Here is a 25042-nt window from a genome sequence, read left to right as displayed (position 1 = left end):
GTAGTCACTCTATCGCGTATAAGCAATGCGGGGCGGCCAATTGACCACCCCGCTAACAAAGGTTTTTTCCGGGTTTATTTACATATTCGGGTAGTTCGGTCCGTCCCCGCCTTGCGGCGTCACCCATGTTATATTTTGACTTGGGTCTTTGATGTCGCATGTCTTGCAATGAACGCAGTTCTGAAAGTTGATCAGGAAGCGCGGCTCTTTACCTTCTTCCTCGACAACCTCATAAACACCAGCTGGGCAGTACCGCTGCGCAGGCTCTGCATATTTTGCGAGATTAATAGCGATTGGGATTGATGCGTCTGCGAGGTGCAAGTGTGCAGGCTGGCTTTCTTCGTGGTTGGTCATTGAAAAGCTGACATTGGTCAGCCGGTCAAACGACAGAGTCCCATCTGGTTTGGGATAGTCGATTGGCTTGTGCTTTGCGGCTTCTTCGGTTGCCTGCGCGTCGTTCTTGCCGTGCTTCATCGAACCCAGAGGGTTGAGACCGGTAATATTGGCAACCCACATATCAAAGCCACCCAAAACCAGCGACGCTGTGAGCCCCAGTTTCGACCAAAGCGGTTTCACGTTGCGAACGCGCTTGAGATCTTTGGCAACCGGGCCTGATTTCAGATCGGCTTCATAAGCTGTGAGTTCATCACCGGAACGCCCATCGCTGATTGCGGCATAGGCCGCCTCAGCCGCAGCTTTTCCAGACAGCATTGCATTGTGGTTGCCCTTGATGCGCGGCACGTTCACTAACCCCGCAGAACACCCCAAAAGAGCACCACCCGGGAAACATGTTTTTGGAACCGACTGCCAGCCCCCCTCAGAAATCGCACGCGCACCATAGGCAACGCGTTTGCCGCCTTTCAAAAGCTCAGCAACCATCGGGTGATGTTTGAAGCGCTGAAATTCCATGTATGGGAAAATGTAGGGGTTCTTATAGTTCAGGTGTACAACAAACCCGACATAGACCTGATTGTTGTCGAGATGATAAATGAACGAACCCCCGCCAGCATTGCTGCCAAGCGGCCAACCCATAGTATGAGTTACAGTACCTTCCTTATGTTTCGCAGGGTCGATTTCCCAAATCTCTTTCATTCCGATGCCGAACTTCTGAACGTCGGAGTTCTTACTTAGGTCGTATTTGACGATCACCTCTTTTGAAAGTGAGCCGCGAACACCCTCTGACAGGAAGACATATTTGCCGTAAAGTTCCATTCCCGGTTCATAGTTCGCACCATGGGAGCCATCGGCTTCTTTGCCAAATTCGCCGGCAACCACACCTTTGACTTCGCCGTTTTCACCGTAGACCAACTCGGAACACGCCATGCCCGGGAAAATCTCCACTCCCATCTCTTCAGCTTGTTCCGCCATCCAGCGACAGACGTTACCCATTGAAACGATGTAATTGCCGTGGTTGTTCATCAGCGGTGGCATTGGGAAATTCGGAATACGAACCTGGCCAGCTTCGCCAAGGAGGTAAAAATTATCCTTTTTCACAGGCACTGTTATCGGCGCGCCCTTTTTCTTCCAGTCGGGAATAAGTGCATCAATGCCTGACGGGTCGAGCACCGCACCAGACAGAATATGCGCCCCCACTTCAGAGCCTTTTTCCAACACCACAACCTGAAGATCAGCATCAAGCTGTTTCAAACGGATCGCTGCCGACAGGCCCGCAGGGCCAGCCCCGACGATCACAACGTCATATTCCATCGACTCGCGTTCAATCTCGGCCATGTTTTCTTCCTTCTGCAGCGCAAGCGCGCACTCATCCTACCTGAATAAAACTCCGCACCTCGATATCTTCGGCAGGGAAACGCGTCAATCGTCGACGAAACAATATTTCACACGGAAAGGTAAGTTTTTAACGACGCAACCCAACGTCATATCGTTTCACCCGGTCACACTGGTTTGAAGGGAAGGGTTTGTTCCGGCACGCCGCCGCAGGAAAACCCAATATGCAAACACCAGTGCTACGGAAAAATAGCCGTCAATCGCGCAGTGCCAGCCAAAATGAACCGAAAGAAAATTCTCATTTGGATCTGGCTTTTTGTTTGTGATTTACCGTTGTCTAGCTAGAATTGAACTCTCATCCTATTGACTTTCCGCTGAGGGATTGAATTAACAGCACTGTGTTGCCTATTCCCCAACAAGCATTTCAGGGCACTTATGGAAAAAATACCTATGACACGCGCAGGGTTCACTGCGCTTGATGAAGAATTGAAAAACCTGAAAACAGTGGAACGCCCCGCTGTCATTAAAGCTATCGCTGAAGCACGAGAACACGGCGATCTTTCCGAGAACGCCGAGTATCATGCTGCCCGTGAGAAGCAGAGCTTTATCGAAGGCCGCGTAAAAGAGCTTGAAGCTGTTATTTCGCTTGCTGAAGTTATCGACCCGAAGACCTTGAGCGGTGCAATCAAATTTGGCGCAACCGTTACGCTGGTTGATGAGGACAATGATATTGAAAAGACTTACCAGATCGTTGGCGAACCAGAAGCCGATATTGAGAACGGCAAGCTCAACATCAAATCTCCGCTTGCCCGTGCATTGATTGGGAAAGAGGAAGGTGACAGTGTAGAGGTAAGAACCCCCGGTGGGGAACGCAGCTATGAAGTATTGAACATCCTTTTCGTCTGACGCGGAGTCAGGGCCAACCAATGGCAGAGCCAAAAAAAGATAAACCGATAAATCTCGGTATTTTCAATTCAGCCGGCGAGGATGGTATCACTTCGGCTGAGTTGATTGCTATTGTCTTAAGCGCGCTGTGGATTGCGGCTGTCACCGGGTTTTACGTGTTCTCGGGCGACGGAAATGACGCTTCGGGTTTTGACTCTTTAAAGTTTGTGATGACCCTGATGTCGATCTTTTTGCCGATTGCTGTGATTTGGATTGGCGCGATCGCAGCGCGCAGTGCGCGTGTCATGAGAAACGAAAGCGAACGCCTGCAAGCTGCTATTGACGCAATGCGACATACCTATGTCGAACAGTTCCAGTCGGCCGGGATGGGGGTAAAGCCCTCTTTCGAAAAGAAGCTTGATGAAATCGCTGCAGCCCAGAAAATGACGGAAAGCGCGCTGGTCACGTTCACATCGAGCAGGGAGCGTGACGCGAGCAAAGGCTCTGCAAAGAAACCTGCAATCGCGGCAACTGCCGAAGCTTCTGGTTCCGAAGGCCAATCGTCGCTTGCGCTGGGTACGCCCGCTGAAGCACTTGATCCACCGATTTCGATTCCTGACTTCATTCGTGCGCTGCATTTTCCCGAGACCCCGGAAGACCATGAAGGGTTTGATGCTTTGCGGCGCGCATTGCGTGATCGCCAGACAGCAAAGCTTGTTCAGGCCTCTCAGGATGTACTGACCCTGCTCAGTCAGGATGGTATCTACATGGATGATCTAAGGCCAGACCGTGCACGCCCGGAAATTTGGCGCAGCTTCGCCAGGGGCGAGCGCGGGCGGCCCGTAGCGGCCCTGGGTGGGGTACGTGACCGTTCCAGCCTCGCTCTAACTGCTGGACGGATGCGCCAGGATCCGATTTTTCGCGATGCTGTGCACCACTTTCTGCGCGAGTTCGACAAAACCTTTGTTGAATTCGAAGGCAACGCGTCTGATGAAGACATTGCCGCCTTGTCCAACACACGTACAGCACGGGCTTTCATGTTGCTTGGCCGCGTCACAGGAACGTTTGACTAAGCCCTAACTGCGTCTTTAGAATTCTTGGATATAGGCAACGGGACAATCGCGTTCAACATCGCACATACGCTGACCGCTACAGTCCAAATGCCCCGTATGGGATAAACCGCACCAGATCACCGGGTTTTACATGGCGTGCGCCATCTTCCAGTTCCACCAATCCGTCGGCCCATGTCAGACCTGAAATCCGGCCTGAGCCTTCTGATGCAAACACCTCGGCCTGACCTGTGTCTGTTATCCTTGCGCGTAAGTATTCTCGCCGCCCCGCTTTTTTCTTCTTTTCAAAGCTGGCCGGAACGTCAAAACCGACAGGATCTTGCCACGCAGCACCCGAAAGCACGGCGCAGGCCGGACGGGCAAAAATCAAAGCACATACAAATGCCGCAACCGGATTTCCGGGCAACCCAAATACCGGAACACCTTGCCAAAGGCCCAGCGCCAGTGGCCGCCCCGGTTTCATTGCGATACGCCACATCTGCAATCCACCTGCTTCCATTAGCAACGCCGACATGTGGTCTTCGTCCCCTGCAGAAGCCCCACCGGAGGTTAGGATCACGTCACATTTTTGCGCTGCGGCATCAAGTGCGTCGCGTAGTAGCGCGCGATTGTCACCAACATGACCCAAATCTACCGGCTGATACCCCCAGCGCGCGGCCAGTGATAACAGCATCGGTCGATTAGCATCATAGGTAGAGGCAACATCTTCAGTGCTCCCCGGAGGTACCAATTCATCCCCTGTCGATATTACCCCAACGCGCAGGGTTTCAAAAACCGATACACCGTCAATGCCAAGTGCTGACAAAAGGGCCAGATCGGGCGGCCGCAGAACATGACCAGCCATAATTGCAACGTCACCTTGCTTCACGTCCTCTCCGGCTTTACGCGTATTTGACCCCGCTTTAACAGAGCCTTCAAAAGTAATGTTTGACCCGACAACTGTTACATCTTCCTGCAGCACCACCGTATCAACGCCTTTTGGCAGGATTGCCCCAGTCAGTATACGAACCGCATAACCCAAGGGCACCTCCCCCAAATAGGGTGAACCGGCGGCGGCGCGCCCGTTAACAAGTGGTAACTTCTGAGATTGTTGGTCCGCTAAAGCCGCATACGCAAAGCCAAAGCCATCCACTGCAGAGTTAGGGGCTGGCGGGTTAGAGCGTCGTGCGATCTGGTCTTCTGCTAACACGCTGCCGAGAGAGTCTGATACCGGCAGAGTTTCGATTCCGACACACCGGCCCAGATTTTCCCGAAGGTGGGCAAGCGCCGTATCGACTGGTGTCCAGTCAACGCCCGACGGCAGGGCAAAACAATCATTTTTCAATTGCATTTCAGCTTTGGTAGGTTTCGCCTGACTGACCGACAGACCCACCTGTTGTAAAACAAAATCCGCAATTCCAACGGTATCGTCCAGATCGAAAACTGGTATCACCGACTCTGCCAAGGCGACGTCGCTTGCAACTGCGACAATGCTGTCGTCCTCTATCGAAATTAGAGGATGTTTTGTTGCCGCGCGATACGCCTCGATTTTTGGGTGACGATCCCGCTTATATCCTTCAATCAACACCAGATCTACCGGCGAGAGTCGTGCAAGTAAATCAGAAAGCACCTCTTCGTCTTCTCCGCGTAATTCGCTCATCAACGCCCAGCGATTGCGAGACGACAGCAGAACCTCTCGTGCACCTGCTTCGCGGTGGCGCGCGCTATCTTTGCCGGGGTGGTCAACATCAAAACTGTGGTGCGCATGTTTTACAGTCGAAACGCTAATCCCACGCGTCGTAATTTCACGGACCAGCCGTTCCATCAACCCGGTCTTACCCGCATTTTTCCAGCCGGTTACACCAAAAACTTTCATGCGGCACCCGTCTTTAAATACGCTTCAGCAAGCGCCAAATCTTCGGCAGTATTAACGTTAAAAAACGGGTCCAACGCGGCAACCGGAAACAGCGCCTGTCCTGCACCATGCCTGTCGGTCCAAAGAACAACTTTTCTTAACCCATCTGAAAGCGCTGCCCGTAAATCGTCGCGCAAAGCAACTGGCCACAAACCGAACGTTGGATGCCGGGCCACACCACGCTTCGGATCAGGCGTCGCAGCAAGCGCGATCGGCGTCCCCAATGTTTCCGCAGCCAAAATCAACTGTGGCACCAGATCGGCAGGAAAGAACGGTGTATCGGCTGCTGCGGTTACGATATGGTCTGCACCTTTTTTCGCCGCCCAGTCCAGCCCGGCCAAAACGCCTGCTAGCGGTCCTGCAAAACCTTCAATGCTATCCGCGATAACCGGAAGTCCAAATTCGGAAAATCGTGTTGCATCCCCATTTGCATTTAGCGCCAATTCCGCAACCTGAGGGTCGAGTCGCTCAATCACATGGTCCAGAATTCGCGCACCACCTAGCGGCAACAAGCCTTTGTCACCACCTCCCATGCGGCGTGCCTGACCGCCCGCAAGAATTACCCCTAAAGGCTGCTTCACAAACTTGCCCCCTTGCGCCCGTTCTTCTTCCCCTCATCGGGAACTGTGGCTGGGTCAGCGTCACGGACCAACCGCTCTTCGCCAGACAAGCAAATAAAGCGCCTCCCACGTAACCGGCCAACCAAGGTTAAACCAACTTCGCGCGCTATCTCGACACCCCAGGCAGTGAAACCTGACCGGGATGCAAGGACGGGAATACCCATCATGGCAGTCTTGATCACCATCTCTGATGTCAGCCGACCAGTTGTATAAAGGATCTTGTCTTCGGCTGTCGCGCCTTTGGAAAGCATCCAGCCCGCGATTTTATCAACCGCGTTATGACGCCCCACATCTTCCATATAGACCAGCGGCTGGTCCTGATGACACAGAACCGTCCCATGTATTGCACCGGCCTCCAGATAAAGGCTTGGCGTGCGGTTTATCTTGGCTGAGAGCGCATAGAGCCACGAGGTGCGTAACGTCGTTCGTGGCAGCACCAGCCCTTCCAGACCCTCCATCATATCGCCAAAGACTGTCCCAACCGCGCAGCCGGATGTGCGCGTCTTCTTTTTCAGCTTTTCTTCATAGGTGGTTTGCCCATCCGTCCGCACAACGACGGTTTCCAGATCTTCGTCATAGTCGATGCCGCGAATGGTCTCGCCCGGCTGTAACATCCCCTGATTGCTTAAAAACCCAAGCGCCAGGTATTCCGGATAGTCGCCAATCGTCATTGCAGTCACAATTTCCTGGCTGTTCAGAAAAATCGTCAAGGGGCGTTCTTCTACCACGGAAATTTGCGTTTCGGCACCGTCCTGATCGCGCCCGACGACTGCACACGTCAATCTGTGATGCGCCGGATCAGGTGCTATCAGATATTGATCAAGATCATCACGCGTTGCCATTTGCATCTTTCCCCTGAAACAGGCATGGATTTGCAAGTAATAGCTTAGAGTCACCGAATGACATCCACCACCTCGAAATCCGCCTATTGGCGTGGCATTCGCAACGGTTTGCCATTTTTGTTTGTTGCGATCCCTTTTGCAACGCTTTTTGGGGTTGTCGCAACCGAAGCCGGTTTCAACATTCTGGAAACCATGGGCTTTAGCGTGCTGATCATTGGCGGGGCTGCACAATTTGCCGCTGTTCAGCAGATGGTCGACAATTCACCCACGCTTATTGTTATCGCAATTGCGTTGGCTGTTAACTTGCGCATGGCGATGTATTCAGCGGCACTTGTTCCCTATCTCGGCTCAGCCCCTCTCTGGCAGCGAGTTCTGTTGAGCTATGTTCTGTTTGACCAGAACTATGCGCTATCTGTGCTGGAATATGAGAAACGTCCGGAAATGTCAGTGGGCGAGAAAGTGGCCTTTTTTGTTGGTGCCGCGACACCGATCATCCCGGCTTGGTACGGCATGACACTGGTTGGTGCCTTGGTCGGCTCGCAGATTCCACCGGAATACGCATTGGATTTCGCGCTACCGATCACATTCCTTTCAATCTTAGCCCCTGCGATCCGCACGCTTGCACATTTGCTGGCAGCGGTTGTTTCAGTCACTGCTGCGCTGATTTTTGCATTTCTTCCCTTCAACCTTGGCCTGCTGGTTGCCGCGGTTTTGGCAATGATCACAGGCGCACAAACGGAACTTTGGCTTGAAAGGCGCGGGAAATGGACATGAATAGTAGCGAAACATGGATTGTCATCGTCGCGATCGGAATTGGATCGTTTCTGATCCGGTTTTCTTTTGTGGGCCTGATTGGCGACCGGAAACTTCCGGATTGGGTGTTGCGGCATCTGCGCTACACACCCGTTGCGGTCATCCCCGGTATGGTTGCGCCACTTGTTCTGTGGCCGCCCGCAACGGGGGGTGAGCCCGATTTGGCACGCCTATTGGCTGCGGGTGCTGCGCTGACAATCGGTTATGTAACGAAAAATGTGCTTGCCTCAATCTTCGCGGGCATAGGTACGCTTTATCTGGCGCTATATACCCTCAATATCCTCGGCTGAAGCTTCGACCAGAAGGTACTTGTTGTCGGCGGCATCGTCGTCGCGCAAAATCTGCGTTGTTACCCCAGGAAACTTTGCAAATTCTTCCATGGTTTTCTTTGGAAACCAGCTGAACGGGAATTCTTCAAAACCCGGCAAGCTCGCAAGAATAGTTGAAAGACTCTTTGAGCATTGCGCCTTTGGAACCGCCCCGTAGCTCTGGACCGCTTGCATCGCTGCCTGTGCAACTTCGGGTGACACCTCAAGTGTCTGGACCACTGCGTAGTGCGTTATACGCGCATGGTAGTCGAGATAGGAATCGAGAAAGCTCGGCGTAAAGCCATAGTGCACATCGTTGCGTTCAGGTGCTGCCGGATGGTGCCAAGTACCCGCAGGGTCAAACAGAATCCGCTGGTTTCCATTGACCATCAGGCCCGAATGCGCGCCAGCTCCGTTTTGCGCATTGATCACTGTAAACAGCGTCAGAGATGTTGGCCCGCCGTCAGTGTAGACCGCGCGCTCTACTTCCTCTGCAGGGGCCCAAACGGGCTCTGCCGCGGTTCCGCAGGCCACAAGAAAACCCGAAAGAAGAAACCACAGGAATAGCTTTCGCATTATCTGTTCCCTGAACTCTTAGCTAAGCGGCAAACATTTCCGCGCGCGGCAGAAGATCAGCTATTAAAGATGGCAAGAAAAATCAGAATACCAATAATGAAAACGCTGGAATATGTGACGGCTTTGATAAAGCCAGAATAGGTCTTTTCCTGAACTGTCGTTCTCATTGTTCCGTGTTTATGTTCTGCCATAGGTGCGATCCTCATAATGTCTTGCGCTTCACTTAGACGATTTTACAAGCGCTGTCACGCATCTGTTAACGGGATCATAGACCCAAATTCAACCGGCTTCTATATCCGCAGCCAACCTGAAACCAATCCGGTTTGGCTCTTTGCGGCTAACTTCTTTAGGAAGCGCGCGCAGCATGACATTAAGTTGGGTGACATGTTGAACCAGTTGCGTTTTGGCGCCAGCCTGATCCGAACCATAAAAGGTCACAATATCCGGGTCAAAATAACCCAGCCCTTCGATCCGCAGAACACCCGCATCGCCGCCGGTAAAGCCCATTGCGACCTCTTGTTCATTGTCGAGCTGCTCTTCAAAGTTTTTGATGTAAAGAATGATGCGTTCATACGCCCATTCGGCGGGGCTTTTTTGTTTAACGGTTTTTTTGGTTTTGCCCTTTGGTAGGTTGCGGCCCTCGGTCGTGACTGTGCCGTCCGGGTTGCAATGCACTGCATGGGCGCGTGGCAGTGCGGCGTCTTCTTCCGCTTCGGCTGACGTTTTGATTCTACCGTCCATATTCATCCCCCTACGTAGTAAAGCCAAGCACCGTCTTCGCGCCGCCGACGCGCAATTTTATCAAGTTGGTACAGATGAGAGACGTGCGCCTTTGCCTCGACCAGTGCAAGCCCGTATTCACCTTCACCAATTTCCCGCTTAAACAGAGGTGCGAAACATTCGCCCGCTGTTCGCGGTGTTTCAAGGTGCGCCATCAGCCGGTTCAACGCGCCATGGTGGTTATCAATCAGTTGCCGCATTCGGGTTGGCAAACCCGTAAATGGCAGATTATGGCCCGCCAACACCAAGTGGTCAGGCCGCGCAAGTGTTTGAAGACGTTCGCAAGCTTCAAGCCAGTCAGCTAACGGATCAGCGCCAGGCTCTGTTGCATAGACGCCTACATTTGGCGAGATTGACGCAATGATCTGATCGCCAGAAATCACCAAATTGTCATCGCGTGACCAGAAAGTTGCATGCTCTGGCGCGTGCCCGTTCCCAATATGAACGTCCCAGTCACGTCCGCCGATTCGCATGACATCACCTTGCTTGATGCGGTTAAACCCCAATGGCATGGGCGCGACGATATCAGCGAAATTGAAGGGTCGTTCCGTAGCACGGTTTTCCAGCACGTCCGCATCCATACCGCATGATCGCCAAAAGTTCAGCGTTTCTTCGGTCGGCACCGCCTGTTCATCCAGCATAAGCATTCGCGCGAACAGCCAGGCAGTACGTGTCGTCCATAGTTCAGCCCCCTGTGCGGCCTGAAACCACCCGGCCAATCCCACATGGTCTGGGTGATGATGTGTGACGAACACCCTACTGACGGGCTTGCCACCAAGTGGGCCAGCCAGCAGTTTTTCCCAGACCGCGCGTGTGCGGCGTGAGTCAAAACCAGTGTCGATGACCGTCCAGCTTTCACCTTCATCCAGCGCATAAACATTCACATGATCCAGTTTCATTGGAAGCGGCAGCCGCATCCAAAGCACACCATCAGCGACCTCTACCGCATCTCCTTCGACGGGAGGCGATGTATGGGGATAGCGGAGAGGCGTCTCTGCGCCGTCCATCATGCGCCCAATTCATCCAGCGAGAGCGCGTAGAGTCCGCGCGCGCCTTCGCGTACATGCGTCAGCTGAGCAGCATATTCCGGTAGCAGCCGTTTGATGTAGAAACGCGCAAGATGGGTACGTGGGCCACTCCCGCCTTCTGCCTTTGCGGCTTTCAGGTGGAAATGCGCGCCCAAAACCCGTGCGAACGCGCGCAAGTAAGGCACAGCACCGGCAAAACGTTCATTAAGATCTTCCTGTGAAACCAACCATTCCGTCGTCTCGCGCAGGGTTTCTGCCGCAGACCAAAGCGCTTCGCTCATATTCGGGAACAATTCCCGCTCTGCTTCGGCAGCCATTTCGACTTCTTCCAACAAACGAAATGCGGCGTCGCCGCCGTCCATCAGCTTTCTGGCGACCAGATCCATCGCCTGAATACCGTTTGTCCCTTCGTAGATAGCAGTCACACGCACATCGCGTGAAAACTGCGCAGCACCTGTTTCCTCAATAAAGCCCATACCGCCATGTACCTGAACCCCCATATGCGCGACCTCGTTGCCGATATCGGTACCATGCGCTTTGGCAATTGGCGTAATTAGCGCCGCGCGTGCCAGCCAGTCTGAATCACCTGTTGCGCGCGCCATATCAATCGCGACAGCGCAGGACAGTGCGATAGAGCGTGCCGCAAAAACCTCGGCCTTCATTGTGGTCAACATCCGGCGCACATCGGCGTGATCAGCAATGGTGCCGCCGCCTTCTACCGGCGTACTACCCTGTTTTCTTTCAAGCGCATAACCAAGCGCCTGCTGATAGGCACCTTCGGCTGAACCAATCCCCTGTCCGCCAACGCCCAGACGCGCATTGTTCATCATTGTGAACATGGCTTTCATGCCCTGATGTGGTTCACCCACGAGCCAACCAGTTGCGCCATCGAATTGCATTACCGCTGTGGGGGATCCGTGCAGCCCCAGTTTATGTTCGAGCGACACAACACTCAGGCTGTTGGCGACACCGGGTTCACCGTCAGTATCTGGGATATATTTGGGGACCATGAACAGGCTGATACCCTTTGTGCCAGCAGCACCATCCGGCAAACGGGCCAACACAAGGTGGCAGACATTCGCGCTGAAATCATTGTCAGCCCAGCTGATATAGATTTTCTGGCCCGTAACAGCAAAAGTGCCGTCACCATTTGACTCTGCCTTTGACCGCAATGCACCAACATCTGAACCTGCTTGTGACTCGGTCAGGTTCATCGTTCCGCACCATTCACCACTGATAAGTTTCGGCAGGTAGATCGCCTTGATCTCTTCACTCGCGTGGTGTTCCAGCGCTTCGATCTGGCCCTGACTCATGAGCGGATTCAGCTGCAGCGCCAGACATGCGCCAGCCATCATCTCATTCACGGCTGTTGTGAGGGTCATTGGCAAACCCATCCCCCCGCTTTCCGCGCTTGCAGAGATTCCGATCCAGCCTCCTTCAGCAATAGCACGATACCCCTCGGCAAAACCCGGAGACGTACGAACAACACCGTTTTCCAGAACTGCCGGATGCAAATCCCCGTTGCGTTGTAGTGGCGAGAGGACTTCGCTACACATCCGCCCGGCTTCTGACAGAATCGCAGATGTCATATCCGGGGTGGCCTCGGCAAACAAATCTGTTTTTGCGACCTGATCAAACTCCACCACGTGGTCAAAAATATACTGAAACTCATCCACCGGTGCGCGATAGGCCATCGTGTTCCCTTTCCAAAACCGCCTTATTGTGGTCAAAACAGCGGCAACAGTAAAAAATTCTTCGCGGCCCAAGTTAAACGACGGCCCCCGTACAGCAACATTGACGCAGCGTCACAGGGCAGACAGTGATCGAAACCAAAACTCTTTCCGTAACTCCGCCAGACCTCAAAGAAGCGGCTGAGATCCTTCATAACGGAGGGCTTGTCGCCTTTCCAACCGAAACTGTCTACGGTCTGGGGGCCGATGCCTGCAGTAACCGCGCTGTTGCACGGATTTTTCAAGCAAAGGGAAGGCCAAGTTTCAACCCGTTGATTGCCCATGTTGCTGACATCCGGATGGCGCGTGCTTTCGCGCATTTCGATGATATCGCTCTTCGACTTGCCGCTGCATTTTGGCCGGGGCCTCTGACACTTGTGCTTCCGTTGCGCGAAAACTCTGGCATGTCTCCTCTCGCCTCTGCAGGGCTCAACACGATAGGTCTGCGTGTACCGGAACACCGTGCTGCGCAAATGCTCCTTGAAGAGTTCGGTGGCCCTATTGCTGCGCCTTCAGCGAACCGTTCAGGCCAAATCAGCCCGACGACTGCGGCGCATGTTCTGGCTGGGCTTACCGGACGTATTGAGGCGGTGCTGGATGACGGCCCTTGCCCTGTCGGTCTTGAATCCACAATCATTGGGTTTGAGGGCGGCGCAACCTTACTGCGCGCAGGGGGGTTACCGATGGAAGTCATCGAATCCTGCCTTGGTAAGCCGCTGCGGTTTATCTCGAAAACTGACCCGGTCACGGCACCGGGACAGCTTGCATCCCATTACGCGCCAAACGCGCGAGTCCGCCTGAATGCAACGACTAAGAATGAGGGCGAAATGCTGCTTGGTTTCGGGTCGGTCGAGGGTGCTGATTTAAACCTTTCACCCAGCCACGATATGGTAGAAGCCGCTGCAAACCTGTTTGGCTACCTTCACCAACTTGACGCAATGGGCGCAAAGACAATCGCAGTCTCAACCATTCCTGATACCGGGCTTGGCCGTGCAATTAATGACCGCCTGCGCCGCGCAGCAGCACCTCGCTCATAAAGGGCAATGAAACCTCTTAGCCTTAAAAATGCCCTTGCTATTAGTAGAACGATCTAGCGCTTAAGTTTAAGCCCGCCCGGCCGTTGCCGACAAAAGCAGGGGATCAACTCCCAACGTTTTTAACGCTGCTTCCCATTTGCTCCGATTGCTCTTGGCAAAAACAACTTCGGGACTGGCATCACAGGTTAGCCAGCCGTTTTGGCCAATTTCCGCCTCCAACTGACCCGGCCCCCAGCCAGCATATCCAAGCGCCAGAAGAACACGCTCTGGCCCTTGGCCTTGCGCAAGATCTTCCAGAACATCCAACGTAGCTGTCATTGCGAAACAGTCATCAATTTGCATCGTCGTTTCTTTTGTTCCGTATTCCGAAGAATGCAGCACAAAGCCGCGGCCAATTTCAACCGGGCCTCCAAAATGGACGTCGGGAACAACGATGCCGGGAACGATATTGATCGAAAGCTGTTTTAGAAGTTCATCAAACTTCATTTCAACCGACGGCTTGTTTACGATAAGCCCCATGGACCCCGCGTCAGAATGTGCGCATAGAAATACAACAGATTTCTCGAATCTGGTATCACCCATGCCCGGCATGGCCACCAGAAGCTTACCGCTCAGATTCGTCATGTCGCCTGATGCTTCCATGGCTTAAGCATGGCCGCTCTTTGGCTTGTTCGCAAGGTCAAGAACGCCACAGTCACAACCTATCTCCCAAATGTGATTTTCTATCCCGTGTGGCTCGTCTATTGTCTTTGCATGATTAAGAATTTCCTCATGAACGCGGTCTTGGCTGGCGTTTTCATGGTACCGTTGTCTGTACCAGCGTCGGCGCAGGTCGCAGATGGGGTTGTCACGATTGATGTGTTGCCCGGGTGGCGAACGGAGAATAACACGCATATGACCGCGCTGCGCGTTCGTCTTGCCGAAGGATGGAAAACCTATTGGCGCGCACCTGGAGATTCTGGGATTCCTCCACGGTTTGACTGGACCGGCTCAAGAAACATTGGTTCTGTCGAGCTTCACTGGCCAAGGCCATCCGTGTTTGACACGAACGGGCTTCGCACGATCGGATACATTAATGAAGTTGTGATCCCACTGGAGTTCACACCGAACCGCGCAAACGCATCTATTCTGATACGCGGCAAGGTGGAACTTGGTGTATGCGCATCTGTTTGCGTGCCGGTAACGTTGCGTCTGAATGCGGAACTTGGAAATGATTTGACAGAAAGCGACCCGGTCATTCGGCTTGCGCTAAACCAACAACCAACCAGCGCTGTGCAAGCGCAGGTCAGTTCCGTTCTTTGTCAGGTCGAACCCATTGAAGACGGGCTGCGCGTGACGGCGAGCATCACTATGCCATCGCTTGGCCGCAATGAGGTTGCGGTGTTCGAATTACCGGATCAAACGATCTGGATTAGCGAGGCGAGCGCACACCGCTCAGGCAGTGAGCTAAAAGCATCCGCAGATATGGTCCCACCAAATGCGCAACCTTTTTCGCTTAACAGGTCCGACGTGCGGATAACGGTTTTGGGGGCGGATCGCGCTGTGGATATTCAGGGCTGCCATGGCGGCTAGCTCTTTTCCAAACGACCAAGGCGTAAAAATAGAGCACCGCATATAAAGGCGAATATTACTATTGCCGCAGTTGAAATTACAAAAAGCAGAAAGCCGACAGAGAGAGCTGATATATTTTGAAGAACCGGCAAGGCGCCAAGCAATGCATTCGGCAAGGTTCCCGTGAAGGCGGCAGTTCCTAAAGTGAAAACAAAAATCCCTAAAGTTACCAGACCTGCCAGCGCTGTAATCAGCCAAACCCGGCCCGAACGGGCGGGCAGGCTAAGTGCACGACGAAAACCGTTTAACTGACGCGTAACGTCCAACTGCATGGCCAGCAAAGCAGGGACAATCAACAACACAATTAACATCCCGAATCCCAGGCCGTAGACAAGCGTTATAACGGTTGGTTTCAGAAACTGCGCCTGAACGGACCTCTCATAGAGCAATGGTGTCAGCCCGAGCACCGTTGTCATTGTGGTCAACAAAACCGGGCGTAAACGATCTGCAGTGCCATCGATAATCGCCGGAATGAGCCCCCGTTCCTTTGCATAGTCATCGATCGTTGTGACCAGAACGATGGAATCATTGATGACGATACCTGTCATACCAATCAGGCCGACAACGCTGAACATTGATAGCGGCACCTCCCAGGCGACGTGTCCGTAGATCGCACCAACCATCCCAAAAGGCACGATTGCGATAACAACGACAGGCCGTGTCCAGCTCGAAAAAATCCAGGCGAGCGTGAGATAGATACCGATCAGGCAGAGAAAAAAGCCAAATGCTGCATCACTTAAAAAATCATTTTCCTGCTCGGCCAAACCAGACATTTTGAACGACACGCGATATTCGCTTTCGATACGTGGCAGTATCTCGTTCTCCAGTTCGGCCATGATCGCCTCGGCACGCGCCGGGTCGTCCTCGGAAATATCTCCTGTAACTGAGACCAGACGGAGGCCATTCTCGCGGCGTATCGTTGAAAAACCGCTGCGCCTTGTGACCGTCACAATATCCGACAGGGGAACATATTCTCCTTCAGCTGTTCGCATTTGACTGCGATCAAGAAAATCAGCGGTCAACTCGCCTTCGGGTAATTCAACCCGAACTTCAGCGGTGCGTGGACCATCGGGGTAAGTCGCGGCCTCAATCCCCCCCAGCCTATTGCGCAACACGCGCCCCAACCCGTCAATTGTGAACCCAAGAGCCTGACCCTGTGGTGTAAGCTCGAGGATCAGTTCTTCTTTGTCATAGGCCAGTGAATCCTGAACGGCTGATACCTCCGGATAAGGAATAAGGGCAGTTTTCAATGCCTCGGCTGCCGCCTTCAATGTCGCCGAATCCGCGCCGTAAAACTCTACATCAAGCGCATCGCCGCCGGGGCCAGAATGCCAGCGCCTGAAACTAACCGTCTCTGCCAGAGGGTGCTGGCGAACCAGATCCTGCAATTCGGCGACAAAACTGAAGGCTGAATAGGGGCGCAGATCCGCGTCGATCAATTCGATCGCGATCGACCCCAACAAAATCGGATCTTTCGCGGATGCCCCTGACAGCCCGCGTCCCGTGTTGCCGCCAATTTCCGCAACAACATATTTTAATGGGTTCTCCCCGTATTGTTCTTCATAGAGCTTGCCAATTTCTTCGGTTGCGCGCTGCATCTCGCGCATCATAGCGAGCGAGTCCTCACGCTTAGCGCCTGGCACCATCGCAAAATTCCCGGAAACAGACGAACGTTCCGGCGCATTGAAAAAACGCCATTGCAGATCACCACGAACAAAAATCGAAACCTGACTGGAAAGGACAACCAACACCCCGGCGAACACCGGGTAACGCGCCCAAACCACAAAACGCATCAGAGGGCGAAACAGCTTGTCGCGCACCTTCGAAAACCCCCGATTCACAATGCGGTTTGGCCAGTCATACCAATGTTGTTTTGCTGAATGGGCCAGCGCATGGCTCATATGGTTTGGTAAAACCAGAAAACATTCCACGAGCGAAGCAAGCAACACAACAATCACGGTAAACGGAATATCGGCAATCAGGTCCCCAAACCGCCCGCCAATTGCAACCAGTCCGAAAAACGCAATCACAGTCGTAATTGTTGCTGAAAACACCGGAGCAGCCATGCGGCGCGCCGCATTTTCAGCCGCTTCAACAGGTCCTTCTCCAAGCCGCCGCGCGCGAAAATCTGCGTGTTCGCCAACAACAATGGCGTCATCCACCACAATCCCCAATGTGATAATCAACGCAAACAGCGAAACCATGTTGATCGTCAATCCAAAAGCATACATCAGCGCGATCGTCGCCAGCATTGAAACCGGAATGCCAGCCGCAACCCAAAATGCTGTGCGCGCGTTCAGGAACAGAAACAGCAAAGCAACCACAAGCCCCAGCCCGACAAGCCCGTTATCAAGCAGCAAATTCAGGCGACTCGTTATCGCCGCTGCACGTGTTCGGATCAAATCTATTGAAACGTTTTCCGGCAGGGTTGCACGCAAGTCGGCGGCAACCTCTTCCACCTGTTTCTGAATTCGGATGGCATCGCCCTGTCCCGACCGATCAACACGCACCGAAATTGCCGGGTTGGCACCAACGTAATAGGCCCTGTCCCGGTCAATCCCTTCAACAATAACACGGCCAACATCCCCGACCGTAAGATGCGACCCATCAGGGTTGGAGCGCAAAGATATGGCTGAAATCTGATCCGCACGCCTTTTTTCTATGCCCGTCCGCACACGCGCATTTGCGCCAGATACGTCTCCTGCGGGATCGGAAGAAACCTCTGCGTTAATCGTCGCCGCGATTTCTGCCATTGTGACATCGTTCTTGATCAACGCCGCAGAAGGCACTTCTACAATCGTTTGCGGGGCTGCCACACCTCTGATGGTGGTCCGCGTCACACCCTCGGCAAACAACCGGGTGACAAATTCATCCGCGAACCGACCCAACTGATCCACCGCAACAGGACCAGTTATCACAACATCAGTTACCCTGTCCCACCATGCTCCGCGCCTGACCTTTGGTTCTTCTGCGTCTTCCGGCAATGTGTCGACTGCGTCAACCGCCGCTTGCACCTCATCTGCGGCGCGCGCCATGTCCCATTCCGGTTCAAAATCGAGCGAAATACTCGCCCGGCCTTCGCTTGATGTCGCAGAAGAGCTTTCGACGCCCTCGACAGCCAGCAAAGCCGACTCCAGAACCTGCACAATTGCAGCGTCCACATCTTCGGCTCCGGCTCCGGTCCAGACGACCGAAACGCTTACGTTATCAATGATCACATCCGGAAAAAACTGTGCGCGCATCCGCGGCATTGCCGCCAGACCCAACCCGATCATCAGTACAAGCAACAAATTTGCGGCTGTCCGATGGCGGGTAAAGTAGCTGAGTATCCCAGCCGCCGCCGGGGGGATTTCGCGCACCATCTCAGCCCCCTATTCGCGCTTCGATGCGTTCAACAACCTGGGCAGGAACCCGTTCCTGAGCAAGCAATCCTAGAACCCGGGTTTTAGCTTCTTCCGGCATCCGGTCACTTTCGGTTACAAAAGCGACAAGCCGGGCGCGGCGCTCTTCACTGAGTTCGAGCATTTCCTGCTCCTGCGCAGTGGTAGAACCGTTACTACGGATTGGACGTACTTTTATTCCCGCGCCAAGCAAGGGTGAGCGTTCTGCAACGAGTTCGCGACCGTCAAGCATTTCACCACGAACAATCACATCGTCGCCCTGTCGTCGTAGCAATTCGACTGATGCTACTTCAAGCCTGTCTTCTGGGCCTATCAGCAACACGGTTTCAGCGGAATCCACAGCAGAGGACGGCAGCAACGCGACATCAATCAATTCAGGCTCCCGAACCTTGACTGTTACAAAGTCACCGGGCCTGAAGCCCCGCGCGTCTTTTAGGTGCGCGAACAAAAGTCGCCCGGTCTGACCTTCCCCCACGGATGCGCTTTCACGTGAGATCACACCAGAGGTCGAAAGATCGACCCCATACACATCCAGCAATACTTCTACAGGAGCGCGGTTCAATGCTCCCAGACTATCGAGAAGTCTCGTGTATTGAGTGGTCGAAACACGGAAAGACACCTCCAGCAGGTCCGGGTCCGTCAATCGTGCTATGCGTTCGTTGTTTGCAACAAGTCCACCCTGAACAACGCTGACGTCCCCCAGTGTACCTGAGAACTCTGCGAAAATTTCGGTATCTGCAAGTTCGCGCTCCGCATCCGCGAGATTAATTTTTTGCCGGCGCAGCTCCGTATCTGCCTGATCTATCCTCGCCTCTGCCTGCGCAATGGCCTGACGCCGGGACAGCAAAGATTGCTGCGCCACTGCCTCTGCGAGTTCGGCAGCCTCAACCGAAGCCTCGGTTCCTACACCACGACCGCGCAAATCACGCTGGCGTGCCAAAGCATTTTGACGCAAAACCAGTTGCGCCTCCGCTGTTTCCTGTTCATTCACGGCAAGATCATAGGAACGAGCTGCATCGCGCACCTCGGCTTCAGCTTCTAAGACGTCGGTTTGCGCACGCTGCAACTCAGATTGCGCTTCGCTCGGATCAATCCGGGCCAGCAAGGCGCCTTTTTCTACACGGCCACCCTCAACAAAATTCTCTGTCAGCTCTACGATGGTGCCGGACGCAGTTGCTCTCAAATCCAGGGTCCGGCGGCTGCGCACTTCCCCAAATGCTGTCAGGACCGGTGCGATGTTGCCGGGTTCATATCTAACGACATTTGCTGCAAAAATGCGCTCACGGTTTGGCATCGTGAAATCGTCTTCGGCCCATGAAATCAGAAGCGCATTGTAAAACATGGCACCGGCCATCGCCAAAAATCCCACTGTCACAGACAGAAGGAACAGCCCCATAAGACTACGTGCCAAAAACCGCATAGCTGTCCTTTCAGACCGGTTTACTTAGAGTATACGCAAAAATTCTGCCTTTGGCTCATAATTGTATTACGTACCAGGCAGCTATTTCCGTCGCTTATGTTCCTCTAATCTTGGAAAAATTTCCACAAAATTACACGGAGCATGGCGATAATCGAGCTGCGCGGCCAAAATTTCGTCCCAGGCATCCTTGCAGGCACCCGGACTGCCAGGCAATGCAAATAGGTATGTGCCCTGCGCTACGCCGCCTGTTGCGCGTGACTGAACGGCAGACGTGCCTATCTTTTTGTAAGACACCATGGTGAAAACGGTAGCAAAGGCCTCAATCTCTTTCTCGTAGACGTCCCGATGTGCTTCGACACTCACATCGCGCCCTGTCAAACCGGTTCCCCCTGTTGAAATAACAACATCGATTTCAGGGTTTGCACACCATTCGCGCAGTTGGTCGGCTATCTGATGCCGCTCATCCGGAAGTATCTTGCGGTCCGCAAGCTCATGCCCGGCACCGGATATCCGTCCGACCAGAACATCACCAGATCTGTCCTCTGCCAAACCACGACTATCGGAGACTGTAAGTACGGCGATCCGGACCGGGATAAATTCTTTTTCGGTTGTCATTCTTTTCTCTACTTCTCAAGCGCCAGCCGTACGGCAAGCGCACCAAAAACTGTTGCAGAAACCCAGCGCAACCCACGCTGAAAACCAACAGCGCCAGTTATACGCCCGCCAAGGCCACCCGCGAATATACCAGCTAAGGCGTTGATTACAAAGCCTCCAAGGCCAAGAACCGCCCCGAAAACAAGGAATTGGGCTAAAATGCTTCCGCGTGAGGGATCAACAAACTGCGGGATGAACGCCAATACAAACAAGATCACTTTTGGGTTTGTCAAATTCACGAGCAGCCCATCCCAAAACGCACGTTTTGCTGAAACTGCGGGTGCGCCGTTAGCCTCAAGCGGGCTTCGCAACACCTTTATGGCAAGCCACACAAGATAGGTTATTCCCATCCAGCGAATTACGTCAAAAACTGCGGGATAGGCAGAAACCAAAGCGCCAAGCCCAATACCCGCCAGCGTCACGTGTACAAATGATCCGATTGAAATACCAAAGCTCGCCGATGTGGCAGCACGCACGCCCCCCCGCAAACCCTGACCGACACAAAACATCATGTCCGCACCGGGTGTCAGGTTCAATGCGAGCGCAGCCGGGATAAACGCAAGAAGCGTTGTGAACTCAACCATCTACATCACCTCGCAAGCGCGCCTGCAAAGACAAAAGGTCGGCCCATGCTTCGCGTTTCGCTTCGGGCTTGCGTAACAGATAGGACGGGTGAACCATTGGCAATACCGGTATGCCAAACACCTCTGTCCATATCCCGCGCAAGCGGGTTATGCCTGTCTTCCCTAACAAGGTTTTGGATGAAATGTTCCCGGTCAAAACCAGAAACTCCGGGTTCACCAGCGCAATGTGACGTTCCAGAAACGGGCGCATCATTGCGATCTCCTCTGGTGTCGGGTCACGGTCTTGCGGCGGACGCCAAGGCAAGACATTGGTGATGTAGACCGAAGATTCGGGTTCTTTCGCATCGCGCGCCATGTTGATCGCTGCAAACATCCGGTCGAGCAACTGACCGGAACGGCCAACAAATGGTCGACCTTGCAGGTCCTCGTCGCGCCCCGGCGCCTCGCCAACAATCATGACCCGCGCAGCCGGATTACCGTCGGCAAATACAAGATTACGCGCACCGCGCTTCAACTCGCAAAATTCAAATGCGTCGATTTCGGTTCTCAGTTCAGGCAAATCGGTCGCCCGCATCGCCGCGGCTTTTGCTATTTCAACAGGGTTAGGCGCTTCTAAAACAGGCGCAGGCGCAACCTCTTCGGTTGCTTTGGGTTTCGGCGCTTCAGCCGGAACCTCATAGCGGTTCACCGGAACGTCGCCAATTGCCTCGGTCGCACCAAGTTCAACCTGCCATTCCAGCATCGCCTTTAGATGATGAAAGTCCTGAGTCTCGTTCATTGCGCCACGCTAGAGCATGATTGCGGGAAACGAAACCGCACAACGCGCTTTGAAACGTTCATTTGAGCGTGATTTGAGCGGTTCGCGGCAATGAGGCTCGCACACTCTTGCCTCGCCAAGCATGCACACCCTATAAGCAAACAAATCAGACAGAGGTCGCCATGAGTTTTCGTGCGAAGCATCTTTTAAGCATCGAGCAACTATCGCCCGAAGAAATTGAAACGATCCTGAATCTATCCGACGAATACGTCGATCTGAACAGGCGACAGGTCAAACACTCTGACGCGCTGGCGGGCCTCACCCAAATCAACATGTTTTTTGAGAACTCGACGCGCACGCAGGCGTCGTTTGAGCTGGCCGGGAAACGGCTGGGTGCAGATGTTATGAACATGGCGATGCAGGCGAGTTCGGTCAAAAAGGGCGAAACCCTGATCGATACGGCCCTGACACTGAACGCAATGCACCCCGATCTGCTGGTTGTGCGCCACCCCCATTCCGGCGCTGTGGAATTGCTTGCCTCCAAGGTGAACTGTGCGGTGTTAAATGCAGGCGACGGACGGCATGAACACCCGACACAAGCCCTGCTTGATGCGCTGACCATCAGGCGCAAAAAGGGCCGCCTGCATCGCCTCAGCATCGCGATTTGCGGGGATATCGCCCATTCCCGCGTGGCGCGTTCAAACCTGATCCTGCTTGGCAAAATGGAAAACCGGGTACGCCTCGTCGGCCCGCCAACGCTCATGCCATCACAAATCGCGGAACTGGGTGTCGAAGTTTTCGACGACATGCGCGAGGGGTTAAAAGACGTTGATGTCGTGATGATGCTGCGCCTGCAGCGCGAGCGCATGGATGGTGGGTTTATCCCGTCAGAGCGCGAGTATTATCATCGCTTCGGACTCGACGCGGAAAAGCTGAGCTACGCAAAGCAAGACGCCATCGTCATGCACCCCGGCCCGATGAACCGCGGAGTAGAGATTGACGGCCTACTGGCCGATGACATCAACCGAAGCGTTATTCAGGACCAGGTTGAAATGGGGGTAGCAGTGCGGATGGCTGCGATGGACCTTTTGGCCCGAAATCTGCGGGCAAGCAGTGATGAGGGGGTGATGGTATGAGCGACCTTTTCCTCACCAACGCCCGCCTGATTGACCCGGAAGCGGGCACCGAAACTTTCGGTGCTATTAAGATTTCGGAAGGAAAGATTGCCGAAATCTTAACGCAAGATATTGAAAAAGCTATTAAAAACTTCCCTGCCGGGAAGGTTGCGGACTGCGGCGGTCAATATCTTGCTCCCGGTATCGTCGACATTGGCGTTAAAATTGGCGAGCCGGGTGAACGGCACAAGGAAAGTTTCCGCACGGCTGGTGCGGCGGCGGCGGCAGGTGGCATAACAACGATGATCACGCGCCCCGATACAACCCCGGCGCTTGATACACCCGAAGCGCTTGAATTCGTTGCACGGCGCGCGAACGAAGCCGCCCCGGTTCATATCCTTCCCATGGCAGCGCTCACCAAAGGACGTGAAGGCCGCGAGATGGTCGAAATCGGTTTCCTGCACGACGCTGGTGCCGTTGCCTTTACCGATTGTGACCGTGTTGTCGAAAGCCCAAAGGTGTTTTCACGCTGTCTGACTTATGCGCGCAGCCTTGGTGCCTTGGTGATGGCGCATCCGCAAGACCCCGGACTGTCTAAAGGGGCGGCTGTTACATCCGGTAAATTCGCCTCACTCAAAGGATTGCCTGCCGTGTCACCTATGGCGGAACGCATGGGGCTGGAGCGTGACCTTGCATTGGTTGAAATGACGGGCGCGCGTTACCACGCTGACTGCATTTCAACCGCAGGCGCCCTGCCCGCGTTGCAACGCGCCAAGGACGCAGGTCTTGATGTTACCGCTGGCGTGTCAATTCACCACCTGACACTGAATGAATTCGACGTGGGTGACTACCGTAGTTTCTTTAAGGTTAAACCGCCACTTCGATCCGAAGATGACCGGTTTGCAACCGTCGCTGCCGTTGCCAGTGGGTTGATCGACGTGATCTCATCCTTCCACACACCGCAGGACGAGGAAAGCAAACGCCTGCCCTATGAAGAAGCAGCAAGTGGTGCCGTTGCGCTGGAAACCTTGTTGCCTGCAGCACTCCGGCTTGTGCATGCGGGTGCGATCGATTTGCCGACACTTTGGCGCGCGTTGTCGCTGAACCCGGCGCGCCGTCTTGGGCTTGATGCCGGACGTCTGGCGGTTGGAGCGCCCGCAGACCTTGTTTTGTTTGACCCAAACACACCTTTTGTGCTGGATCGTTTCAAACTGCGTTCGAAATCAAAGAATACACCCTTTGACGAACAGCGGATGCAGGGCAAAGTATTAAAAACCTTTGTCGGCGGTATCGAAGTTTTTGGAGCCTAGGCTATGCCAGCGATTGTAAATTCCCTTCAAATGCTCATCCTCGCTGGTGTGCTTGGCTATTTGCTTGGCTCTGTTCCTTTCGGCATGGTGGTTGCCCGCGTCATGGGGCTGGGCAATCTGCGCGACATTGGGTCTGGCAATATTGGCGCAACAAACGTGCTGCGCACAGGTAACAAGCTCGCCGCGTTTCTGACGCTTGTATTTGATGCTGGTAAAGGTGCTGTTGCCGTGCTGGTCGCGCGTGCGCTGCTGGGCGAGGACGCTGCACAACTCGCCGGGGTCTGCGCCTTTCTCGGCCACTTGTTCCCGGTCTGGTTGGGTTTTAAAGGTGGCAAAGGCGTAGCGACATTCCTTGGTATACTGCTTGCGCTTAACTTCTTTGTGGGTTTGGCCTGCTGTGCCACATGGCTGGTCGTGGCTTTGGTGTTTCGTTATTCCTCGCTCGCCGCGCTTCTGGCTGCGGGCATATCACCTTTCTGGATGATGTATTTTTTCTACGGCCAAGCCATCCTGTTGGGTCTTCTGTTGTCCATTCTGGTTTACGCGCGCCACTGGGCAAACATCAAACGTCTGCGTGCAGGGACCGAACCCAGAATAGGCCATAAGAGCTAGGCCATGAAGGCGTTTCTTGCTGCGTTTGATGCGCTGCCGTTCGGCACCCATCAGGGGCGTTATCAGAACCGTCCCTATGTTCTGACGAAATCGCGATTTGCCGGGGGACGCAGCCAAAAACTTATTGCAGAAGAATTGGGTGGCCCGGACTATATTAGCCTCAACCTATATCAACTATCCTCTGGAAAATCGCTGCTAAAGCCCTGCGAAATGCCAGAGGAAAAAGTAATATCATTTGTCAGGGATGTCATCGTTTCAAAATGAAAC

The 25042-nt window shown here is 53.9% G+C and carries 25 protein-coding genes; 10 read left to right on the top strand and 15 right to left on the bottom strand.

Annotated elements, in window-relative coordinates; genetic code table 11:
• Window positions 1-78 precede the first annotated feature (78 nt).
• The gene (locus MWU63_RS07660; RefSeq protein ID WP_213889378.1) at window positions 79-1731 is read right to left on the bottom strand and encodes an electron transfer flavoprotein-ubiquinone oxidoreductase; all 1653 of its coding nucleotides are present in this window, start codon (window positions 1729-1731) and stop codon (window positions 79-81) included.
• A gap of 432 nt (window positions 1732-2163) precedes the next feature.
• Here MWU63_RS07660 and greA point away from each other — a divergent pair, with 432 nt between their 5' ends.
• Together greA and MWU63_RS07650 are read left to right on the top strand one after the other, a co-directional pair.
• Window positions 2164-2634 (top strand): transcription elongation factor GreA, encoded by a 471-nt coding sequence (greA, locus tag MWU63_RS07655; protein ID WP_213889379.1) that lies wholly within the window; start codon window positions 2164-2166, stop codon window positions 2632-2634.
• Window positions 2635-2654: 20 nt separating this feature from the next.
• Window positions 2655-3686: a hypothetical protein gene (locus MWU63_RS07650; RefSeq protein ID WP_213889380.1), complete on the top strand. Its 1032-nt coding sequence runs from the start codon at window positions 2655-2657 to the stop codon at window positions 3684-3686.
• A 76-nt stretch (window positions 3687-3762) separates the two neighbouring features.
• Here MWU63_RS07650 and MWU63_RS07645 read toward each other — a convergent pair whose 3' ends face one another.
• From MWU63_RS07645 to MWU63_RS07635, 3 genes are read right to left on the bottom strand one after another with little or no spacing between them, the layout of a single operon-like run.
• Window positions 3763-5538 carry a bifunctional molybdopterin-guanine dinucleotide biosynthesis adaptor protein MobB/molybdopterin molybdotransferase MoeA gene (locus tag MWU63_RS07645; protein WP_213889381.1) on the bottom strand — a complete coding sequence of 592 codons (1776 nt, stop codon included), beginning with the start codon at window positions 5536-5538 and terminating at the stop codon, window positions 3763-3765.
• On the bottom strand, window positions 5535-6158 hold the full coding sequence (gene mobA / locus MWU63_RS07640) for a molybdenum cofactor guanylyltransferase MobA (protein ID WP_213889383.1): 624 nt from the start codon (window positions 6156-6158) through the stop codon (window positions 5535-5537). Before mobA ends, MWU63_RS07645 begins: the two co-directional genes overlap by 4 nt.
• On the bottom strand, window positions 6155-7045 hold the full coding sequence (locus MWU63_RS07635) for a formate dehydrogenase accessory sulfurtransferase FdhD (protein WP_247077457.1): 891 nt from the start codon (window positions 7043-7045) through the stop codon (window positions 6155-6157). The genes mobA and MWU63_RS07635 overlap by 4 nt, the downstream gene beginning before the upstream one ends.
• Window positions 7046-7096: 51 nt before the next feature.
• On the opposite strand from MWU63_RS07635, the gene MWU63_RS07630 reads away from it, so the two are divergent.
• Window positions 7097-7813 carry an AzlC family ABC transporter permease gene (locus MWU63_RS07630; protein WP_213889387.1) on the top strand — a complete coding sequence of 239 codons (717 nt, stop codon included), beginning with the start codon at window positions 7097-7099 and terminating at the stop codon, window positions 7811-7813.
• Window positions 7804-8142 carry an AzlD domain-containing protein gene (locus MWU63_RS07625; protein ID WP_213889388.1) on the top strand — a complete coding sequence of 113 codons (339 nt, stop codon included), beginning with the start codon at window positions 7804-7806 and terminating at the stop codon, window positions 8140-8142. Before MWU63_RS07630 ends, MWU63_RS07625 begins: the two co-directional genes overlap by 10 nt.
• On the opposite strand, the gene MWU63_RS07620 is transcribed toward MWU63_RS07625, so the two are convergent.
• The 5 genes from MWU63_RS07620 to MWU63_RS07600 form a co-directional block, all read right to left on the bottom strand.
• A complete protein-coding gene (locus MWU63_RS07620) occupies window positions 8116-8736 on the bottom strand; it encodes a hypothetical protein (RefSeq protein ID WP_213889390.1) in 621 nt (206 codons plus the stop codon). The genes MWU63_RS07625 and MWU63_RS07620 overlap by 27 nt on opposite strands.
• A gap of 56 nt (window positions 8737-8792) precedes the next feature.
• The gene (locus MWU63_RS07615; protein ID WP_213889393.1) at window positions 8793-8927 is read right to left on the bottom strand and encodes an aa3-type cytochrome c oxidase subunit IV; all 135 of its coding nucleotides are present in this window, start codon (window positions 8925-8927) and stop codon (window positions 8793-8795) included.
• An 88-nt stretch (window positions 8928-9015) separates the two neighbouring features.
• On the bottom strand, window positions 9016-9477 hold the full coding sequence (locus MWU63_RS07610; protein WP_213889394.1) for a DUF6173 family protein: 462 nt from the start codon (window positions 9475-9477) through the stop codon (window positions 9016-9018).
• Between the two features lie 2 nt (window positions 9478-9479).
• Window positions 9480-10526 carry an MBL fold metallo-hydrolase gene (locus tag MWU63_RS07605; RefSeq protein ID WP_247077455.1) on the bottom strand — a complete coding sequence of 349 codons (1047 nt, stop codon included), beginning with the start codon at window positions 10524-10526 and terminating at the stop codon, window positions 9480-9482.
• On the bottom strand, window positions 10523-12238 hold the full coding sequence (locus MWU63_RS07600) for an acyl-CoA dehydrogenase (RefSeq protein WP_247077453.1): 1716 nt from the start codon (window positions 12236-12238) through the stop codon (window positions 10523-10525). Before MWU63_RS07600 ends, MWU63_RS07605 begins: the two co-directional genes overlap by 4 nt.
• A 128-nt stretch (window positions 12239-12366) precedes the next feature.
• On the opposite strand from MWU63_RS07600, the gene MWU63_RS07595 reads away from it, so the two are divergent.
• Window positions 12367-13311: an L-threonylcarbamoyladenylate synthase gene (locus MWU63_RS07595; protein WP_213889459.1), complete on the top strand. Its 945-nt coding sequence runs from the start codon at window positions 12367-12369 to the stop codon at window positions 13309-13311.
• A gap of 66 nt (window positions 13312-13377) precedes the next feature.
• Here the strand turns inward: MWU63_RS07595 and MWU63_RS07590 are convergent, their stop codons facing one another.
• Window positions 13378-13935, bottom strand: a complete 558-nt coding sequence (locus MWU63_RS07590; protein WP_213889397.1) for a YqgE/AlgH family protein — start codon at window positions 13933-13935, stop codon at window positions 13378-13380.
• Between the two features lie 147 nt (window positions 13936-14082).
• On the opposite strand from MWU63_RS07590, the gene MWU63_RS07585 reads away from it, so the two are divergent.
• Window positions 14083-14883, top strand: coding sequence for a protein-disulfide reductase DsbD domain-containing protein (locus MWU63_RS07585; protein WP_213889401.1), 801 nt, complete (start codon window positions 14083-14085; stop codon window positions 14881-14883).
• Here the strand turns inward: MWU63_RS07585 and MWU63_RS07580 are convergent.
• The 5 genes from MWU63_RS07580 to MWU63_RS07560 form a co-directional block, all read right to left on the bottom strand.
• Entirely contained in the window at window positions 14880-18284 is a 3405-nt protein-coding gene (locus MWU63_RS07580) for an efflux RND transporter permease subunit (RefSeq protein ID WP_247077451.1), read from the bottom strand. The two genes, MWU63_RS07585 and MWU63_RS07580, sit on opposite strands and share 4 nt — an antisense overlap.
• Window position 18285: 1 nt before the next feature.
• The gene (locus MWU63_RS07575) at window positions 18286-19743 is read right to left on the bottom strand and encodes an efflux transporter periplasmic adaptor subunit (RefSeq protein ID WP_213889405.1); all 1458 of its coding nucleotides are present in this window, start codon (window positions 19741-19743) and stop codon (window positions 18286-18288) included.
• 81 nt (window positions 19744-19824) lie between these two features.
• Entirely contained in the window at window positions 19825-20358 is a 534-nt protein-coding gene (gene moaB, locus MWU63_RS07570; RefSeq protein WP_213889407.1) for a molybdenum cofactor biosynthesis protein B, read from the bottom strand.
• Window positions 20359-20366: 8 nt separating this feature from the next.
• Window positions 20367-20981, bottom strand: coding sequence for a LysE family translocator (locus MWU63_RS07565; RefSeq protein ID WP_213889409.1), 615 nt, complete (start codon window positions 20979-20981; stop codon window positions 20367-20369).
• Window positions 20974-21759, bottom strand: coding sequence for a uracil-DNA glycosylase (locus MWU63_RS07560; protein WP_247077449.1), 786 nt, complete (start codon window positions 21757-21759; stop codon window positions 20974-20976). Before MWU63_RS07560 ends, MWU63_RS07565 begins: the two co-directional genes overlap by 8 nt.
• A gap of 161 nt (window positions 21760-21920) precedes the next feature.
• On the opposite strand from MWU63_RS07560, the gene MWU63_RS07555 reads away from it, so the two are divergent.
• From MWU63_RS07555 to MWU63_RS07540, 4 genes are read left to right on the top strand one after another with little or no spacing between them, the layout of a single operon-like run.
• Entirely contained in the window at window positions 21921-22874 is a 954-nt protein-coding gene (locus MWU63_RS07555) for an aspartate carbamoyltransferase catalytic subunit (RefSeq protein ID WP_213889412.1), read from the top strand.
• Window positions 22871-24163: a dihydroorotase gene (gene pyrC / locus MWU63_RS07550; protein WP_213889413.1), complete on the top strand. Its 1293-nt coding sequence runs from the start codon at window positions 22871-22873 to the stop codon at window positions 24161-24163. The genes MWU63_RS07555 and pyrC overlap by 4 nt, the downstream gene beginning before the upstream one ends.
• A 3-nt stretch (window positions 24164-24166) precedes the next feature.
• Entirely contained in the window at window positions 24167-24775 is a 609-nt protein-coding gene (gene plsY / locus MWU63_RS07545; RefSeq protein ID WP_213889414.1) for a glycerol-3-phosphate 1-O-acyltransferase PlsY, read from the top strand.
• Window positions 24776-24778: 3 nt separating this feature from the next.
• Window positions 24779-25039: a hypothetical protein gene (locus tag MWU63_RS07540; RefSeq protein ID WP_213889415.1), complete on the top strand. Its 261-nt coding sequence runs from the start codon at window positions 24779-24781 to the stop codon at window positions 25037-25039.
• Window positions 25040-25042: the final 3 nt, after the last annotated feature.

Source organism: Pseudohalocynthiibacter sp. F2068 (genome assembly GCF_023015645.1).
Lineage (GTDB): Bacteria > Pseudomonadota > Alphaproteobacteria > Rhodobacterales > Rhodobacteraceae > Pseudohalocynthiibacter > Pseudohalocynthiibacter aestuariivivens.
The sequence above is the reverse complement of the archived record's forward strand: the minus strand, read 5'-3'. Positions and strand labels throughout refer to the sequence as shown.